Source organism: Stenotrophomonas sp. YJH_SMC_69, from assembly GCF_059370495.1.
The window spans coordinates 261,142-277,662 of sequence record NZ_JCAFTS010000003.1 but is presented as its reverse complement, the minus strand read 5'-3'; the positions used below and the strand labels follow the sequence as shown (position 1 = coordinate 277,662).

Below are 16,521 nucleotides of genomic sequence, written 5' to 3'. Positions count from 1 at the left end.
CAACAACCGTCGGTCAGAGACCCGATTCGATCATCCGCACCACTTCGGTGGCGGTCACCGGGTGGCTCAGCCAGTAGCCCTGGCCAAGATCGCAGCCGCGCTGCACCAGCAGTTCGAACTGCGCCTGCTGCTCGATGCCTTCGGCCACCACCGTGATGCCCAGCGCGTGGGCCATGGCGATGATGGCCGTGGTCAGTGCCAGATCGTCGGGATCGCGCTGCATGTCGGCCACGAAACTCTTGTCGATCTTCACGCCGTCCACCGGCACCTGGCGCAGGTGACTGAGACCGGAGAAGCCCGTTCCGAAATCATCCAGCCAGACCTTCACGCCGGTGCGGTGCAGCTTGTCCAGCAGCTGCGCGGCAACCATCTCGTCGCCGATCACTGCGGTTTCGGTCAGCTCCAGGTGCAGGCGCGAGGCCGGTAGCCCGGACTCATGCAGGCACTGTGCAACCAGCGCCGGCAGCTCGCCGCCGCGCAGCTGCCGCGGTGATACGTTCACCGACACGAACAGATCGTCGCCGCCCGCACCCCGTGGCCACTGCGAGGCTTCCATGCAGGCCGCACGCAGCACCTTCGGGCCGATGATCTCGATCAGTCCACTCTGCTCGGCCACTTCGATGAACACCGACGGCGGAATCGTGCCCAGGGTCGGATGCTGCCAGCGCAGCAGCACTTCGACGCCCACCATGCGCCGGTCGCGCATGCGGAAGATCGGCTGGTAGGCCAGGCGCAGCTCGCCGCGCTCCCAGGCCCCGCGCAGCTCCTGCTCCATGTGCACGCGGCGCTCGACCGCATGGTCCATCGCCCGGCTGTAATGGCGGTAGCAGTTCTTGCCGGCCATCTTCGCCTGGTACATGGCGATGTCGCCGTTCTTCAGCAGCGTCGTCGCATCGGCGGCATCGTCCGGGAACAGGGTCACGCCGATCGAGGTCCCCAGGAACAGCTCCCTGCCCTGTACCACCAGCGGCTTGCCCAGTTCGCGCACCAGCACCTCGGCCAGCAGCCGGGCGTTCGCGGCCACGTCGCCATCGCCGACCAGGATCACGAACTCGTCGCCGCCGAAGCGGGCCAGCAGCGCCTCATCGCCTCCCGCTTCGGCGACCGCGCGCCCGATGCGCTGTGCGAACTGCAACAGCGCTTCGTCACCGGCCTCGTGGCCGAGGGTATCGTTGACGCGCTTGAAGTCGTCGATATCGGCGAACAGCAGGCCCAGCCGATGATTGGATGCGCGCGCCGCCATCAGGCGATGGTCCAGTGCTTCCCGGAACGCCAGCCGGTTGGTCAACCCGGTCAGCGCATCGGTATAGGCCATGCGCCGCACCTCGCGGTCATGGCGGGCGATGGAATCGCGCATCCGGGCAAAGCCGCGCACCAGCTCGCCGACCTCGTCATTGCGGGTGTTCTCGGCCAGCGGCGCCTGGTAGTCGCCAGCCTCGATGCGGCGTGCCGCAGCGGCCAGGTCCCGGATCGGCGCCACCAGGGTGCGCTGCACGTACAGGATCACCGCCACGCCGATCACCACCAGCAGGCCCAGCATCAGCAGCAGCCAGCCCAGGTGGCGGCTGCCGACCTGCTGCAGGCGCTCGCCGAGCGTGGCATTGGCTGCCTGTTCGCGCTGCTGCACCTCGTCCAGCGCCATGCCGACGCGGACGCCGCCGATGCGCTGGTTGCCGACCATGATCGGCATGGTGTTGTCGAGCACCTTGGGCGATTCCTGCACCACCAGCGCCTGCGCCACCGCGGCCTTGGGAGCGAGCGGGTCGGCCATCGGCTGGCCGAAGCCGGACACCTCGATCGAGCCGTCATGCACCAGCCGGCCACGGTCGTCGAACACCAGCACATAGCGCACGACCGGCTGCCGTGCGGTGCTGCGCACCAGCGCACCGACCTGGTCCAGGTCGCGGTAGTACAACGGGTTGGCCAGCGCGTCGGACAGCTCGCGCGCCATCGCTTCGCCGCGGCTGCGCACGCTGCGGTCGAACAGTTCATGGATGACGCCACCACTGAGGTTGCGCACCTCGCCCTGCATCGCCGCCTGCCGCCCCAGCAACACTGCCAGGATCGCCACCACCACGACCATCGCCCCGCCCATCGCGAGCAGGAACCGGGCCTGCATTCCCGAGCCGAGCCACTTCATTCCACTTCCATCCGCACGCGCGTCAATCCTTGTTTCAATTCAACCAGCCGCTGCTGCGCATGCGCATCGACGCGGTGGAAACCGGAAGTACCGAAAAACCGATGCAACGCCCCCTGCGCCTGCGGGTCACTGGCCGCCTGCAGCAGGACGTCCTGCAGCCGGTCACGCACCCGCGGGTCGAGGTCGGCGCGCACCATCTCCACCGCCCGCGGGTAGGGCCTGGTGCGCAGCAGCTCGCGGAAGTCGCGCCGGAATGCCGCCGGCATCCTTCGCTCGTCGTTCCAGTCCACGCTGCTCACCGCCCCCACGTCAACCACGCCCTTGTGCACGAACGTAGCGATGTTCAACTCGCTGCGCGCGAACACATACCCCACACTGTCCCGGCCCGGCATGTCCCATACGCCGGCCAGGATCTGCGGCGCCAGCCCCTCCTGCAGCAGCGTCATCACCGGCACCAGGTAGGCACTGGTGGACGCCGTGTTCTGCAACGCCAGGCGATGCCCACGCATATCCTGGATGCGCTGGACCGGACTGTCGCGGCGCACGAAGAACACGGTCTGGTACTCACGCACACCATTGCGCTCGGTCAGCAACAACGGCCGCGCGCCACTGCGCTGGCCGAGTGCCACTGCCGTACCCGACGTTTCCGTGACCCAGTCGACCCGCCCCCGCCGCAGATAGCTGGCCATCTGCTGCGGGTCGCGCGCCATCAGGATCCGCCCCTCCTTGATGCCGACGTCATGCATGCGTGCCACCACATAGTCCAGCAACGGCTGCAGCTGCTCGTAATGGGCCTTGGGATCATCGCTGATCCGGCCCAGCACCAGCACCGGGTCCGGTGCTGCATGCACCGTCCCGGCCAGCAGGATCATGACCAGGCTCAGCAGTCCCCTCTGCACTGCCCTTCGCAGACCCGACACAGGCTTCATCCCCCCTGGGTATCCGGACAGACTACCCGAAAAAATGAGAACGTCGTCAGCTGTCCTTGTTGCCCGCTTGTGCCAGTCGCGCCATGCGCTGGGTGTCGGCCAGGATGCCGCGCAACAGGCGCACTTCCTGCTCGCTCGGCTCGCTGCGCAGGAACAGGCGGCGCAGCTTGCGCATCGCTGATTCCGGTGCGCGGCCCTTGTGGAAATCGATCTCGTCCAAGGTGTCGCCGAGCTGGGCGAAGAAGCTCTCCATCTGCTCATGGCTGGCGGCCTGTTCGCGGAAACCCGGCTCGGCGTCGGCGGCCGGCTGCGCGCCCAGCAGCTGCATGCGCGTTTCATAGGCCAGCACCTGCACCGCAGCTGCCAGGTTGAGCGAGCTGAACGCCGGGTCGGATGGAATATGCACCGCCGCATGGCAGAGCTGCAGTTCCTCGTTGGTCAGCCCGGTGCGCTCGCGACCGAACACCAGCGCCACCTCGGCGCCCTCGCCCGCCTTGGCCACCGCACGGGCGGCGGCATCGGCCGGCAGGTACTCCTCCAGCTGGACGCGGCGGGCACGGGCGGTGCAGCCCAGCACCAGTCGGCAATCGGCCACGGCCTCGGCCAGGGTGGCCACCACCGGGGCGTCCCCCAGCACGTCTTCGGCACCGGCCGAGCGGCGGAAAGCCTCCTCGTCCAGCGGTTTTTCGGGGGCGACCAGCACCAGGCGGGCCAGGCCCATGGTCTTCAGGGCACGGGCGGCAGCGCCCATGTTGCCGGGGTGCTGGGTACCGACCAGGACGAATCGGAGGCGGGTGGCGGCGGGAAACTGGGACATGAACAGGGAAAAGGTCGAGCTGGACGATGACCAATGGTAAACTGTGCGGCCGGCCACTGCGCCGGACCCGCTCTTTTCCCCCGCCAGTCCATCTCTTCTGCCTTTCCGGGAGCCCACGCCATGCAGAAACCCGCCGTCACCGTCATGGTCAAGGCCGCCCGCCTCGCCGGCAACGTCCTGTTGCGCAACATCAACAAGCTCGAGGCACTGAACGTGGTGCAGAAGGGCCGGATGGACTACGCCAGCGAAGTGGATGCGGACGCGGAAAAGGTCATCGTCAAGGAACTCAAGCGCGCTTACCCGGACTACGGCATCTTCGGCGAAGAAGGTGGCGTGCAGGGCGAGCGCCGCCAGATGTGGGTCATCGACCCGCTGGACGGCACCAGCAATTACCTGCGCGGCGTGCCGCACTACTGCGTGTCGATCGCCCTGGTCGAGAATGGCGAACCGACCGATGCGGTCATCTTCGACCCGCTGCGCAATGAACTGTTCACCGCAAGCCGTGGCGCTGGCGCCGTGCTGAACGACCGCCGCATCCGCGTGGCCGATCGCAAGGACCTGGAAGGCACGATGATCCACACCGGCTTCGCACCGCGCGAGCGCAGCCGTGCCAGCGCCCAGCTGAAGGCGGTTGACGCCCTGCTGGTGCACGGCGAGGACATCCGCCGCACCGGTTCGGCCGCACTGGACCTGGCCTACGTGGCCTGCGGCCGCGCCGACGCCTACTTCGAAGCCGGCGTGAAGGCGTGGGACATCGCCGCCGGCCTGCTGCTGGTCCGCGAGGCGGGTGGCAAGGTCTGCGACTTCAAGGGCGCGACCCTGGGCCGCATGGACAACCGTGGCCCGGAGACCCACCAGATCGTGGCCGGCAACCTGAAGGTGGCCGAGTCGCTGCAGAAGGTGCTGGTCAACACCGGTTATGCGGCGGAGTTCGACGCGAAGTTCTGAGGTTTCGCGTAAAGCGCTTCATGGAGACGGCACCTGCGAGGGTGCCGTTTTCGTTTGTGCGCACGGAGAGTCGTTTCCGCGACCGCGGAGGGGTGTCACTTTCTTTGCTCGTGCAAAGAAAGTAACCAAAGAAACACGCCGCCAGGGCGCGAGCCGATGCTACGCATCGGTACCCTGCGCTCCTCGGCCCGTCGAGGGACGGTGCGGGAACTCGCTGCGCTCAGACACCCGCACCTCTTCGCCCTCGCCGGACCTGCGGTGCTCGGCTCGCTCAAGGCGGACCCAAGGTCAAATGCCACAGCTGCACCCAGTAAATCCACGCCACGTGTGGATGCTGTTGTTCTTGATCTTGATCTTGATCTTCCAGTCCGCCTTGAGCGAGCCGAGCATCGCAGGGGAATCAGGGGCGAAGAGGCGCCGGTGTCTGAGCGCAGCGAGTTCGGCGCCGTCCCCTGATTCGCCGAGAAGCACAGGGAACCGTCGCGCAGCGACGGCTCGCGCCCCGGCGGCGTGTTTCTTTGGTTACTTTCTTTGCACGAGCAAAGAAAGTGACACCTCCCCGCAGGCGCGGAAACGATCCGCCGGGCACGATCCGGCATCAGCAATGCATCGCGCAAACAAAAACGCCCGGCGCGGGGCCAGGCGTTCCTGCACTACCGTGGAGCGGTGGCTTACGCCGCCGTCGACGCCCGCAGCGCGGCGATGCGCTCTTCCAGCGGCGGGTGGCTCATGAACAGCTTCTTGGCCGTCGAACCGGAAATGCCGAAGGCGGCAATCTGGGTCGGCAGCGTGCTCTGGCCGTGGTTGAGCTGCAGGCGCTCCAGCGCGGCGATCATCTTCTGGCGGCCCGCCAGCGAGGCACCACCCGCATCGGCACGGAACTCGCGATGGCGCGAGAACCACATCGAGATCATCGTGGCGAACAGGCCGAACACCATCTCCAGCACGAACACGATGATGTAGTAGGCGAAGCCGCGGCCGCCGCCTTCGCGGTTGCCCGACAGTGCGCTGTCGATGATGCCGCCGACCACGCGGGCCAGCACGATCACGAAGGTGTTCAACACGCCCTGCAGCAGTGCCATGGTGATCATGTCACCGTTGGCGACATGGGCGATCTCGTGGCCCAGCACCGCTTCGGCCTCGTCTTCACTCATGTTGTGCAGCAGGCCGGTGGACACCGCCACCAGCGCATTGTTGCGGTTGGCACCGGTGGCGAAGGCATTGATCTCCGGGCCGTCATAGACCGCCACTTCGGGCATGCCGATGCCGGCCGCCTTGGCCTGCCGCTCGACGGTGGCCAGCAGCCAGCGCTCGGTCTGGTTGCGCGGCTCGGTGATCACCACCGCACCGGTGGAGCGCTTGGCCATCCACTTGGACAGCAGCAGCGAGATGAAGGAGCCACCGAAGCCGAAGATCGCGGCCATGACCAGCAGGCCACTCATCTGGCTCGGATTGACCCCCAGCAACGACATCACGATGCTGGCGAGGATCAGGACCGCGAAGTTGGTCGCCAGGAACAGGGCAATGCGGGTAAACATGGGAAAATCCGGCTCGGAAGGGGTCGATAACAGTCAATTTGCGGTGTGGTCAGCTTGAATTCAAGCGCCAACCTGACCGACGATTCAGCCAGCATGACCTCCCCCATTTCCTGCGGCCGCTTCGCGCCCTCGCCGACCGGCCTGCTCCACCCCGGATCCCTGCTTGCCGCCTTCGGCAGCTGGCTGCTCGCCCGCCATCACGGCGGCCTGTGGCGGCTGCGCATTGAAGACGTCGATCCGCCGCGCACGGTGCCTGGCGCCGCGGAGGCACAACTGCAGGCGCTGGCCGCCTTCGGCCTCACCCATGACGGCCCGGTCCTGTGGCAGAGCGCGCGCGGGGAGGCCTACCAGGCCGCGCTCGACGTGCTGCTGGCCAGCGATCTGGCCTTTGTCTGCCACTGCAGCCGCAGCGAACTGGCCGCCAGCGGCGGCATCCACCACCGCTGCGTTGCGCGACAGCCACGACCGGACCCTGCCGTCCGCTTCCGCGTGCCACGCGGCAGCATCGTGCACTTCAATGATGGCCTGCGCGGGCCGCAGCACCAGGACGTGCATGCCGAGGTTGGCGACTTCGTGCTGCGCCGTGCAGATGGCTGCTGGGCCTACCAGTTGGCCGTGGTGGTCGATGACGCCGAACAGGGCGTGACCGAAGTGGTGCGCGGCGCCGACCTGCTCGATTCCACCGCGCGGCAGATCCTGCTGCAGCAGGCGCTGGGCCTGGCCGTGCCACGCTACTGGCACCTGCCGCTGCTGCTCGATGCACCGGGGCACAAACTGTCCAAGTCGCTGGCGTCGCTGCCGGTGGACAGCACGCGGCCGGTGCCGGTATTGCGCGCGCTCTGGCAGCTGCTGGGCCAGGCGCCTGCCGCACTGGACGGCGCCGATGACCGGGATGCGCTGCTGGAGGCTGCGCAACGGGCGTTCGACCCGGCGCGGCTGCCGCGGACCGACATCCTGTTGCCGGCCGGCGCACTTTCCGCGCCGATGTTGCAGAATCCCCCTTCCCCCACCTGATACCCGGACAGCACTCCATGACATCTCGCGTCGCACTGGTCACCGGCGGAACCGGCGGCATCGGTACCGCCATCTGCCAACGCCTGGCCGACCAGGGCCACCGGGTCGCCACCAACTACCGCGACGAGGCCAAGGCCCGCGCCTGGCAGCAGGCGATGACCGAGCGCGGCTACCACGTGGCGATCTTCCCGGGCGATGTCTCCGATCCGGACAGCGCCGAAGCACTCGTGCGCGCCGTCGAGGCCGAGCTGGGCCCGGTCGAGATCCTGGTCAACAACGCCGGCATCACCCGTGATACCACCTTCCACCGCATGCGCGCGGACCAGTGGCACGATGTGATCAACACCAATCTCAACTCGGTGTTCAACGTCACCCGGCCGGTCATCGAGGGCATGCGCCGCCGCGGCTGGGGCCGGGTCATCCAGATCAGCTCGATCAACGGCCTGAAGGGCCAGTACGGCCAGGCCAACTACGCTGCGGCCAAGGCCGGCATGCACGGCTTCACCATCTCGCTGGCCCGCGAGAACGCCGGCTTCGGCATCACTGTCAACACCATTTCGCCCGGCTACGTCGCCACCGACATGGTGATGGCGGTTCCGGAGGACGTGCGCGCCAAGATCATCGCCGACATCCCGACCGGACGCCTCGGCAAGCCGGAAGAAATCGCCTATGGCGTGTCCTTCCTGGTGGCCGAGGAAGCCTCGTGGATCACCGGCAGCAACCTGGACATCAACGGCGGCCACCACATGGGCTGGTGAGCCGCGCAGGGGGGCGCCGCGGCATGCACCGGCGGCCCCTGCCGATGGTCATGCTGCGCAGCACGCAAACCCTTGTTGCGCAACATGATCGCCCCTGAAAGCCAAGCCTGGCGGGGGCTGGAGCGGTTGCAACCGCTGCTGCACTGCGCCATGCTGCGCGTCTACTGTGACGAGTACCGCTTCATGGCTGCGACCCGCATCATCAAGAAGTATCCGAACCGCCGTCTCTACGACACCGAGATCTCCAGCTACATCACCATCGAGGACGTGCGCCAGCTGATCCTGGACGGTGAAGACTTCGAAGTCCGCGACGCCAAGAGCGGCGACGACCTCACTCGATCGGTCCTGCTGCAGATCATCGCCGACCAGGAACAGGACGGCGAACCGATGCTGTCCACCCAGCTGCTGAGCCAGCTGATCCGCTTCTACGGCGATTCCCTGCAGGGCTTCATGGGCAACTATCTGGAGCGCAGCATGCAGGTCTTCCTCGACCAGCAGCAACAGTTCCGCCAGCAGATGGGCAACCTGCTGGGCCAGACCCCGTGGGCGATGATGAACCAGCTGACCGAGCGCAACCTGGAGTTGTGGCAGGAATTCCAGCGCAGCATGGGCAGCGGTTTCGGTGGCCCGCGCCCCGGCGGTACCGGAACGGGAACCGGCACCGGCAACAAGCCCGGCGAACCGGGCACCGGCACCGGCGGCAAGACCCGCCGCTGAACGGCAGCTACGGCTGATACGAAAACGGCGCGCCCCTGGCGCGCCGTTCTGTTTGGCATCGCGCCAACGATGCGTCAGCGTTTCGCCTTGCACCCCGTGCACACGCGCTCGACCTTGTAGCCCTTGGCCTTCAGCTTCTCGACCACGCCATCACTGCCCAGCAGGTGCAGCGTGCCGACCACCACCAGCGTACCGCCCTGCCCGGCCTGCAGGTACGGCTGCAGCTTCGGCACCCAGGCATCGTTGCGCCCGGTGTTGATGCGCTGGTACAGCTGCGGATACTGCTGGCGCATCTCCGCCGCCATCTTGGTCCACAGCAGGCGCTCGTCGCCGCGACGCCATGCATCATGCAGCAGCCGCGCCTGCTCATCGGCCTTGCCGGCCTGGTCCAGCGCTTCGGCCAGCATCTGCCGCTGCTCCTGCACCGTCATCCCGTCAAGCATGCCGATCTGGGTATCGATGTCCTCCAGGCCCGCCGTCTTGCGGCCGGTCTTCTGCGCACGCTCCATGAAGTGGCGGTCCAGGCCCAGCGCCGGGTCCAGGCCCAGTTTCTGCATCTGCCCGACCGAAATGCTCAGGCCGACAAACCAGGCCTTCATGCCCTGCATCTGCGCCAGCGGCAGCTGGTTCTGGGCAGCAAAGGCCTGCAGCTTCTGCCAGGTCGGCGCATCCAGATCACGCTTCAGCTCGCTGCCATCGGTGCGGGTCGCGGCCTGCACCATGCGGCTGGCCAGCTGCGGCGACTGCATGTCTTCCGGCGACAGCTCGAACACCACCCGCTGCGAGGCCTCGAACGCCTGCTCGACATCGGGCGACAGCGGGTAGTCCTGCGGCTTCAGCAGGTGGAACGACCCCAGCAGGTAGACGCGTGCATCGCCCGGGCCGGTGACTTTCCACAACAGCGGTACGGGCGGCTTGGCCGCCGCGGCGGTCGCGGCCGCAGCCGTGGTGCCCGGCGCATCGCGGGCAGTGGCCAGGGGTGCCATCGCGCACGCCGCCATCAGCAGCGCGGCACGGAACAGGTGTTTGATCGGCATGGTCAGCCTTCTCCTTCAGGCAGGTGGTACGCCTTCTCGCCCGCTTCCACGCGCAGATCCAGCCGGTTTTCCGGTGGCGCCAGCGGACAGGTGGCGTAGGCGGTGAACGCGCACGGCGGGTTGTAGGCATGGTTGAAATCGATGCGCACGGTGCCGTCTGCGGCGGGCGCATCGGTATCCAGGTAGCGCCCGGCCGGATAGCTGCCGCGGCCGCTGGTGCGGTCGGCGAAGATCAGGAACAGCGGCTGCCCGGGCGCACCGATCGCTTCCAGCCGCCAGCTGCGACCATCGCGTTCGAACTCGACCGCGCCGGCATTGGGCATCTCGGTGGTCAGGCCGGTGATGTCGACGATCGGCAGGGTCTTGCCCGGCGGGTGCGCGATGAAGCGCGCCTGCACCTGCCAGTCCACGCCGCCCGGCCAGTACTGCAGGCCGGCAAAGTCACGCCGCGCAGGCGCATCGGCATGCTTGACCCGCAGCGCGTCCCGCGGCCCCCGGCGGATGATGCTGAGCTGGCCCTTGCCGCCATCGAAGGCCAGCAGCGTCGGTTGCGCGTCCTTGTCGGTGTCAACGCGGATGCGGCCGCGCACCGGCAGGCCATCATGACTGACATCGACACCGGCTTCAGGCGTGAACCACCACTGCGTCCCTTCGCGACGCAGCAGGCCCAGCTTGTCCGGGCCAACCGTCAGGCGGATGCCGTTGGTAGCGCCGCTGCCAACGAAATGCGATTTGTTCTGCAGCCAGTGCAGGCCCACCAGCGCCGTCCAGCCATCGGGCCGGGTCAGGTCCTGGTAGCGCGCTACACGCCATTGTTGCTGCGCGGCCGCGTAGGCCGGATCTTCAGCGGCCGTCGGCACCGGCGGTGTTGCCGGGCTGCAGGCGGCCAACACCACGGCGGCCAGCAGGCCCGCCATTCCCCGATAACGCATCGATGCTCCCCTCAACGTCCGCGCAGGAACCAGCGGTCGATCTCCGCCAGCGAAAAACGGGCCCAGGTCGGTCGGCCGTGGTTGCACTGGCCGGACCGTTCGGTGATTTCCATGTCGCGCAGCAGCGTGTTCATTTCCGGCAGGGTCAAGCGCCGGTTGGCACGCACCGCGCCGTGGCAGGCCATGGTCGACAGCAGTTCGTCGCGTGCACTGGCCACGCGGCGGCTCTGGCCATGCTCGCGCAGGTCGGTCAGCACGTCGCGCAGCAGCCCTTCCGGTTCGGCATGCGCCAACAATGCCGGAATACTGCGCACGTGCAGCGAACCGGGGCCGGCACGGGTCACCTCGAAGCCGAGCGCCGCCAGGGTTTCAGCTTCGCTCTCGGCGGTGTCGGCCTCGCGCTCGCCCACTGCCAGCGTGATCGGCACCAGCAACGGCTGCGACTGCAGGCCGATGCCATCGTGCGCGTTCTTCAGGCGCTCGTAGCCGATGCGTTCGTGGGCCGCATGCATGTCGACCACGATCAGGCCTTCGGCGTTCTCGGCCAGGATGTAGATGCCATGCAGCTGCGCGATCGCATAGCCCAGCGGCGGCACGCCTGCGTCGGCACTGGTGACCGGCAGTCCGTTCTCGGTCGGCATCGGCGGCAGCGCAGCACCGCGCTCGGCGCCGGCCGGTGCGGCATACAGCGCGGCATAGGCAGCCGGTGCATCGGCCACCTGCAGGCCCAGCGGCTGCTGCGGGCGCCATCCGGAGAATCCGCCACCACCACCTCCCGAGCCGGCACCCGGCGCGGGCCCACGCACCAGCCCGAATCCCGACGCGCCTGCGCTCGATGCCATCGGCATGGCCGTGGCATCCACCGGCTGCGCAGCACCGGCACCGATCTCCTGCGCCGACATGCCGGCGCGGGTATCGGCCAGCGCATCCTTCAGCGTGCGGTAGACGAAATCATGGACCAGCCGCGAATCACGGAAGCGCACTTCGTGCTTGGCAGGGTGCACGTTGACGTCGACGCGGGTCGGATCCAGTTCCAGGAACAGCACATAGGCCGGCTGGCGGCCGTGGTACAGCACATCGCCGTAGGCCATCTTCACTGCGTGGGCGACGCTGCGGTCACGCACCGAGCGACCGTTGACGTACAGGTACTGCTGGTCGGCGCTCGCGCGCGAATAATGCGGCTGCGCGATCCAGCCATGCAGGCGCAGTCCGGCACCGCTGTGGTCCACGCGCACGGCCTGGTTGGCGAAATCCTCGCCCAGCGTTTCGGCAAGGCGTGTATCGGAATACAGATCGCCCGGCTTGTAACGACGCGAGGCCTTGCCGTTGTGCGACACGCGCAGCTCGACATCCGGCCGTGCCAGCGCCAGCGAACGCAGCCACTCTTCGATATGGCCCAGTTCGGTGCGCTCGGCGCGCAGGAACTTGCGCCGCGCCGGCACGTTGTAGAACAGCTCGCGCACTTCCACCGTGGTGCCCGGCGCGTGCGCGCGCGGGGTCACCTCGCCGATCTTGCCGCCTTCGATCTGCAACGCCGAACCGTGCTCGTCATGCGCGCGGCGCGAGGCCAGGGTGAAGCGGCTGACCGAGGCGATCGAAGGCAGCGCTTCACCGCGGAACCCCAGCGTTGCCACCGATTCCAGATCGTCCAGGTCGGCGATCTTGCTGGTGGCGTGGCGCGATACCGCCAGCGGCAGCTGCTCCGGTGCGATGCCGCTGCCATTGTCACGGATGCGGATCAGGCGCACACCGCCCTCTTCCAGATCGATGTCGACGCGGCTGGCGCCGGCATCGATCGCGTTCTCGACCAGTTCCTTGACCACCGACGCGGGCCGTTCGACCACTTCGCCAGCGGCGATCTGGTTGATGAGGATCTCCGGCAACGGCCGGATCGGGCGCGGACCGGGCGCGCTCATGGGAGGTGATGGGCAGCAGACTTCATGGGTCGATGATAGCGGAGCTGCCGAGGATAGAGTCGAGCCATGCTCGACTGCGGGCTACCGACAAGGCCCAGTCGAGCGCGGCTCGACTCTACGGAAAGCAGCAACCCGCCTTCGGCGGCTTACTTGCTGCCGCCGGCCATGGTGCCGGCCGCGTCGATCTCGGCCTGGGCGCGGGCCGCATACAACGTCCCCGGCGGCGGCTGGCGGCTGAAGAAGGTGTGCACGCCGTCCAGCACGGCGCCAGCGATCTTGCGCTGGTACGCCGGGTCCATCAGGCGGCGTTCTTCATCCGGATTGGAGATGAACGCGGTTTCCACCAGCATCGCCGGCATGTCCGAGGTGCGCAGCACCGCGAAGTTGGCGCGCTCGATGTTCGGCTTGTGGTTGTTGCCGATCCGCTTCAGGCCGCCCAGCACGTGGCCGGCCGCGTCTTCGGACGCCTTCATGTAGCCGCTCTGCGCCAGGTCCAGCAGCACGTTGGCCAGGGTGCCTTCGGTCTGCTGCAGGCGCACGCCACCGACCAGGTCGGCCGCGTTTTCCTTGTCCGCCAGCCAGCGGGCGCGCTGCGAAGAGGCGCCCTTGGTCGACAGCACGTAGACCGATGAGCCCGTGGCCGAGCGGTTTTCGGCCGCGTCGGCATGGATCGAGATGAAGATGTCCGCCTTGTTCGCACGCGCCTTCTGCGCACGCATAGGCAGCGGAATGAACACGTCGCTGTCGCGCGTCAGGTAGGCCTTCAGGCCTGGCGTGGCGTTGACCTGGCGGGCCAGCTCGCGCGCCACTGCCAGAGTGACATCCTTCTCGCGCTTGCCGGTCGGGCCGATCGCACCCGGGTCCTGGCCGCCGTGTCCGGGATCGATCGCCACCACCAGGTGGCGCATGCCGGCCTGCATGCGGATACGCGACGCATCGCTGGGCATGACAGGACGCGGCGGTTCCACCGGCGTCGGTGCCGGTGTAGGCACGGTGGCCGGCGGCGTGGTCACCACCGCTGCGGTGCGCTGGCCGGCGAGGATCGCGGCCGGCGAGGACGACGGCGTGCTGCTGGCGGTGACACCGGCCGCAGCAACCTGGGCCGGCGCGGTGGTCGGTGCCGGGGTCGGCGTGGCTGGTGCGGCGGCAGTGGCGCTGGCCTGCTGCTGTACCTGTGCGGTCAGCAGGGCCGTGGCACGCGCGGCATCGGTGCGCGACTGCGCGCTCTCGGCCGGAGTCGGTACAGGTGCAGCTCCCGCCGCGGGCGCCTGCGGCTGGACGGCTGGCGTCGCCGCCGGGCGGCTGCTGGCCACGGCCGGGCCATCGCCCGGCCATTCGATCACCAGCTTGGATTCATTGCCCTCGCGCTGCATCTGCGGGCGGAACGGCGCCACCGATTCGGCGAGGTCGAAAACGACGCGGAACGTGCCTGGGACCGGCTGTCCGGTACGCACCGCCGTGACCACGCCCTGCGCGGCCGGCATCTTCAGGTTGCGTATGGCGCTGGAGTCGGGGAAATCGACCACCAGGCGGTTCGGGCCGGCCAGCGACAGGGTCTTGTAGCCGCCACTGCCGACCAGCGAGATCTCGGCACGGGTGCCGGTAGCGCCGGTGTTCAGCAGGACCTGTCGGACTTCACCCGCCCACGTACTGACGCTCGCCAGACCCAGTCCGACGGCGGCACAGATGGCGATGAGACGGTTCCCCGGGCGCATGGCTCAGGATTCAATCACCGCGCTGAACGGAATGCAACACCTTTTTCCTTAATAATCCGTAACCTGCCGGTCTTTGTTCTCGTCAGCCGACAGAAATGGCCTGCAAGTCGCCCCCTTGCGGCAACCGTTCCAGCCATTCATGTCCTACGTCGCTGGCCCCAGTGAGACGGACGCGTCGTCCCTGCCCGTCGATCTCCAGCGCCACCACCAGGTCGGTCGGCGGCAGCGCGCCGGCGCCCCGTTCCGGCCATTCGACCAGCCACAGCACCGCGCTGCCCTCGTCCAGGCCGAGGAAATCCAGCTCACCGGCCTGGCCGATGCGATACAGGTCCAGGTGCCACGCCTCGCCGCCACTGGCCAGCGGATAGCGCTCGACCAGGGTGTAGGTGGGGCTGCGGATCGCGCCCTGCACGCCCAGCGCGCGCAGCAGCGCGCGGGCCGTGGTGGACTTGCCGGCACCCAGGTCGCCGCGCAGTTCGATCAGCGCCTGCGGCGGCCGGGTGGCCGCCAGCCACTGCCCGAGCAGTTCGGTGGCGTCGCTGTCGGCAAGGAAGAATTCGGTCATGGGGAGAGGTCCGGGTTGGCCAGTCGCCGCAGCGGCGCCAGCAGATCAGTAGGAAGCAGGCCGCGCGCGCCATCGGCGGCAGCTGCATCGCCCGCCAGCGCATGCAGCAGCGCGCCCGCGGCCGCGGCATCGAAGGCCGCAAGGCCCTGCGCGCGCAGGCTGGCGATGATGCCGGTGAGCAGGTCGCCCATGCCTCCCACGGCCATCCCTGGGTTACCGGCAGCGATCAACCGGGGCGTTTGCCCAGGCGCTGCCACGATGCTGCCAGCGCCCTTCAGCACCACCACGGCATGGAAGCGCTCGGCCAGCATGTGCGCACAGGTGTAGCGGTCGGCCTGGATTTCAGCCGTGCTGCAGCCGAGCAGGCGCGCGGCCTCGCCCGGGTGCGGTGTGAGAATGGCATCGGGCAACGCGCGGGGATCCTGCGCCAGCAGGTTCAGGGCATCGGCATCGACCACTAATGGCTTGTTGCTGGCCAGCACCCGCGCAAACAAGGCGCGTGCCCATTCGTCCTGGCCCAGACCGGGCCCGATCGCCACCACCTTCGCCTTGTCCAGCAGCGCCGGCAGCACATCGCCATCTTCCAGTGCATGGGTCATGGCCTCGGGCAACCGGGCCAGCAGTGGACCGACGTGGTCGCGGCGGGTGCCCAGGCTCAACAGCCCCGCACCCGCGCGCAAGGCGGCTTCGGCCGCCATCGCGATGGCACCGCCGCTGCCATGGTTGCCGCCGACGCACAGCACGTGCCCGGATTCGCCCTTGTGGGTATTGGCGCGGCGCGGTGGCAACAGGGCCCGCAACCTCACCTGCGTCCAGTGCTCCGCAGCGGGTACCACGCCTTGCCAGGCCGCCGCGGGCAACAGCAGGGGCGCCAGGACCTTGTGCCCGCAATGATCCAGCGCATCGCCGGAATACAGCCCGCGATGCGCCACGATGAACTGCAGGGTCAGTGCAGCGCGCACTGCTACGCCCGGCACCGCCCCACGGTCGGCATCGACGCCACTGGGAACATCCAGCGCCAGCACCGGCGCAGTCTGCGCGTTGAGCGCGGTAATCAACGCCTGCGCCGTACCCTCCGGCGCGCGATCAAAGCCCAGCCCGAACAGGGCATCGACCCAGACGTCGGCCTCGGGCAGCATGCCGTCGAAATCGGTGATGGTGCCGCCGCCGGACCTGAATTCAGATGCTGCACGCTGTGCCAGCGCGGTCGAGGGCGGCCTGCCCGGCAGGGCGATCACTGTCACCTCGCGCCCGGCCTGCAGCGCGTGACGGGCCAACACATGGCCATCGCCCCCATTGTTGCCAGCGCCGACCACCACGCCGATCCGCCGCGCCTGCGGCCAATGCTGCAGCAGGCACTGCCAGGCGGCCTGGCCGGCCTGCGCCATCAGGCCCCAGCCGCCGTCGGCGGCCAACGCCGAGGCCTGCGCATCAAGCGCACGCGCGGCAGCGGAATCGAACAGATCGGCAAGGTTGGCCATGCAGGGATTTTATA

Annotated in this window: 14 protein-coding genes; 4 read left to right on the top strand and 10 right to left on the bottom strand. The window is 68.2% G+C overall.

All coding sequences use genetic code 11. The annotated features are described in order from the left end of the window. Nucleotides 1–13: 13 nt before the first annotated feature. The 3 genes from AC5P8F_RS06845 to AC5P8F_RS06835 form a co-directional block, all read right to left on the bottom strand. Nucleotides 14–2,140: a putative bifunctional diguanylate cyclase/phosphodiesterase gene (locus AC5P8F_RS06845; RefSeq protein ID WP_014647803.1), complete on the bottom strand. Its 2,127-nt coding sequence runs from the start codon at nucleotides 2,138–2,140 to the stop codon at nucleotides 14–16. Next, nucleotides 2,137–3,012 (bottom strand): phosphate/phosphite/phosphonate ABC transporter substrate-binding protein, encoded by an 876-nt coding sequence (locus AC5P8F_RS06840; protein ID WP_495227776.1) that lies wholly within the window; start codon nucleotides 3,010–3,012, stop codon nucleotides 2,137–2,139. Before AC5P8F_RS06840 ends, AC5P8F_RS06845 begins: the two co-directional genes overlap by 4 nt. A gap of 103 nt (nucleotides 3,013–3,115) precedes the next feature. Further along, nucleotides 3,116–3,886, bottom strand: a complete 771-nt coding sequence (locus AC5P8F_RS06835) for an RNA methyltransferase (RefSeq protein WP_032956141.1) — start codon at nucleotides 3,884–3,886, stop codon at nucleotides 3,116–3,118. Between the two features lie 120 nt (nucleotides 3,887–4,006). Between AC5P8F_RS06835 and AC5P8F_RS06830 the strand changes: the two genes are divergently transcribed. Then, nucleotides 4,007–4,834 (top strand): inositol monophosphatase family protein, encoded by an 828-nt coding sequence (locus AC5P8F_RS06830; RefSeq protein ID WP_005417749.1) that lies wholly within the window; start codon nucleotides 4,007–4,009, stop codon nucleotides 4,832–4,834. Nucleotides 4,835–5,505: 671 nt separating this feature from the next. On the opposite strand, the gene htpX is transcribed toward AC5P8F_RS06830, so the two are convergent. Further along, nucleotides 5,506–6,372, bottom strand: a complete 867-nt coding sequence (htpX, locus tag AC5P8F_RS06825; protein WP_014647806.1) for a protease HtpX — start codon at nucleotides 6,370–6,372, stop codon at nucleotides 5,506–5,508. Nucleotides 6,373–6,465: 93 nt separating this feature from the next. On the opposite strand from htpX, the gene gluQRS reads away from it, so the two are divergent. The 3 genes from gluQRS to phaR all read left to right on the top strand — a co-directional run bounded on the left by gluQRS (nucleotide 6,466) and on the right by phaR (nucleotide 8,861). Further along, nucleotides 6,466–7,386 carry a tRNA glutamyl-Q(34) synthetase GluQRS gene (gene gluQRS / locus AC5P8F_RS06820; RefSeq protein ID WP_041863637.1) on the top strand — a complete coding sequence of 307 codons (921 nt, stop codon included), beginning with the start codon at nucleotides 6,466–6,468 and terminating at the stop codon, nucleotides 7,384–7,386. Nucleotides 7,387–7,403: 17 nt separating this feature from the next. Further along, nucleotides 7,404–8,144 (top strand): beta-ketoacyl-ACP reductase, encoded by a 741-nt coding sequence (locus tag AC5P8F_RS06815; RefSeq protein WP_014647808.1) that lies wholly within the window; start codon nucleotides 7,404–7,406, stop codon nucleotides 8,142–8,144. A gap of 183 nt (nucleotides 8,145–8,327) precedes the next feature. Beyond that, nucleotides 8,328–8,861 carry a polyhydroxyalkanoate synthesis repressor PhaR gene (gene phaR, locus AC5P8F_RS06810; protein WP_041864232.1) on the top strand — a complete coding sequence of 178 codons (534 nt, stop codon included), beginning with the start codon at nucleotides 8,328–8,330 and terminating at the stop codon, nucleotides 8,859–8,861. Between the two features lie 74 nt (nucleotides 8,862–8,935). Here phaR and AC5P8F_RS06805 read toward each other — a convergent pair whose 3' ends face one another. The 6 genes from AC5P8F_RS06805 to AC5P8F_RS06780 form a co-directional block, all read right to left on the bottom strand. Next, a complete protein-coding gene (locus tag AC5P8F_RS06805; protein ID WP_049405938.1) occupies nucleotides 8,936–9,898 on the bottom strand; it encodes a TraB/GumN family protein in 963 nt (320 codons plus the stop codon). A gap of 2 nt (nucleotides 9,899–9,900) precedes the next feature. Further along, nucleotides 9,901–10,830, bottom strand: coding sequence for a DUF1684 domain-containing protein (locus tag AC5P8F_RS06800; RefSeq protein ID WP_014647811.1), 930 nt, complete (start codon nucleotides 10,828–10,830; stop codon nucleotides 9,901–9,903). Between the two features lie 11 nt (nucleotides 10,831–10,841). Further along, entirely contained in the window at nucleotides 10,842–12,746 is a 1,905-nt protein-coding gene (gene mutL, locus AC5P8F_RS06795) for a DNA mismatch repair endonuclease MutL (protein ID WP_495227773.1), read from the bottom strand. A 146-nt stretch (nucleotides 12,747–12,892) separates the two neighbouring features. After that, the gene (locus AC5P8F_RS06790; protein ID WP_032956153.1) at nucleotides 12,893–14,461 is read right to left on the bottom strand and encodes an N-acetylmuramoyl-L-alanine amidase; all 1,569 of its coding nucleotides are present in this window, start codon (nucleotides 14,459–14,461) and stop codon (nucleotides 12,893–12,895) included. A gap of 82 nt (nucleotides 14,462–14,543) precedes the next feature. Further along, nucleotides 14,544–15,026, bottom strand: coding sequence for a tRNA (adenosine(37)-N6)-threonylcarbamoyltransferase complex ATPase subunit type 1 TsaE (tsaE, locus tag AC5P8F_RS06785; RefSeq protein ID WP_049442404.1), 483 nt, complete (start codon nucleotides 15,024–15,026; stop codon nucleotides 14,544–14,546). Continuing rightward, nucleotides 15,023–16,507, bottom strand: a complete 1,485-nt coding sequence (locus tag AC5P8F_RS06780) for an NAD(P)H-hydrate dehydratase (protein WP_414612006.1) — start codon at nucleotides 16,505–16,507, stop codon at nucleotides 15,023–15,025. The genes tsaE and AC5P8F_RS06780 overlap by 4 nt, the downstream gene beginning before the upstream one ends. Nucleotides 16,508–16,521 lie beyond the last annotated feature (14 nt).

What these genes read in the sequence shown, in the direction of transcription:
- AC5P8F_RS06805 (WP_049405938.1), bottom strand. Translation starts at nt 9,898, where the DNA reads ATGCCGATCAAACACCTGTTCCGTGCCGCGCTGCTGATGGCGGCGTGC.
- AC5P8F_RS06830 (WP_005417749.1), top strand. Translation starts at nt 4,007, where the DNA reads ATGCAGAAACCCGCCGTCACCGTCATGGTCAAGGCCGCCCGCCTCGCC.
- gluQRS (WP_041863637.1), top strand. Translation starts at nt 6,466, where the DNA reads ATGACCTCCCCCATTTCCTGCGGCCGCTTCGCGCCCTCGCCGACCGGC.
- htpX (WP_014647806.1), bottom strand. Translation starts at nt 6,372, where the DNA reads ATGTTTACCCGCATTGCCCTGTTCCTGGCGACCAACTTCGCGGTCCTG.
- AC5P8F_RS06845 (WP_014647803.1), bottom strand. Translation starts at nt 2,140, where the DNA reads ATGAAGTGGCTCGGCTCGGGAATGCAGGCCCGGTTCCTGCTCGCGATG.
- AC5P8F_RS06840 (WP_495227776.1), bottom strand. Translation starts at nt 3,012, where the DNA reads ATGATCCTGCTGGCCGGGACGGTGCATGCAGCACCGGACCCGGTGCTG.
- mutL (WP_495227773.1), bottom strand. Translation starts at nt 12,746, where the DNA reads ATGAGCGCGCCCGGTCCGCGCCCGATCCGGCCGTTGCCGGAGATCCTC.
- AC5P8F_RS06790 (WP_032956153.1), bottom strand. Translation starts at nt 14,461, where the DNA reads ATGCGCCCGGGGAACCGTCTCATCGCCATCTGTGCCGCCGTCGGACTG.
- AC5P8F_RS06815 (WP_014647808.1), top strand. Translation starts at nt 7,404, where the DNA reads ATGACATCTCGCGTCGCACTGGTCACCGGCGGAACCGGCGGCATCGGT.
- phaR (WP_041864232.1), top strand. Translation starts at nt 8,328, where the DNA reads ATGGCTGCGACCCGCATCATCAAGAAGTATCCGAACCGCCGTCTCTAC.
- tsaE (WP_049442404.1), bottom strand. Translation starts at nt 15,026, where the DNA reads ATGACCGAATTCTTCCTTGCCGACAGCGACGCCACCGAACTGCTCGGG.
- AC5P8F_RS06780 (WP_414612006.1), bottom strand. Translation starts at nt 16,507, where the DNA reads ATGGCCAACCTTGCCGATCTGTTCGATTCCGCTGCCGCGCGTGCGCTT.
- AC5P8F_RS06800 (WP_014647811.1), bottom strand. Translation starts at nt 10,830, where the DNA reads ATGCGTTATCGGGGAATGGCGGGCCTGCTGGCCGCCGTGGTGTTGGCC.
- AC5P8F_RS06835 (WP_032956141.1), bottom strand. Translation starts at nt 3,886, where the DNA reads ATGTCCCAGTTTCCCGCCGCCACCCGCCTCCGATTCGTCCTGGTCGGT.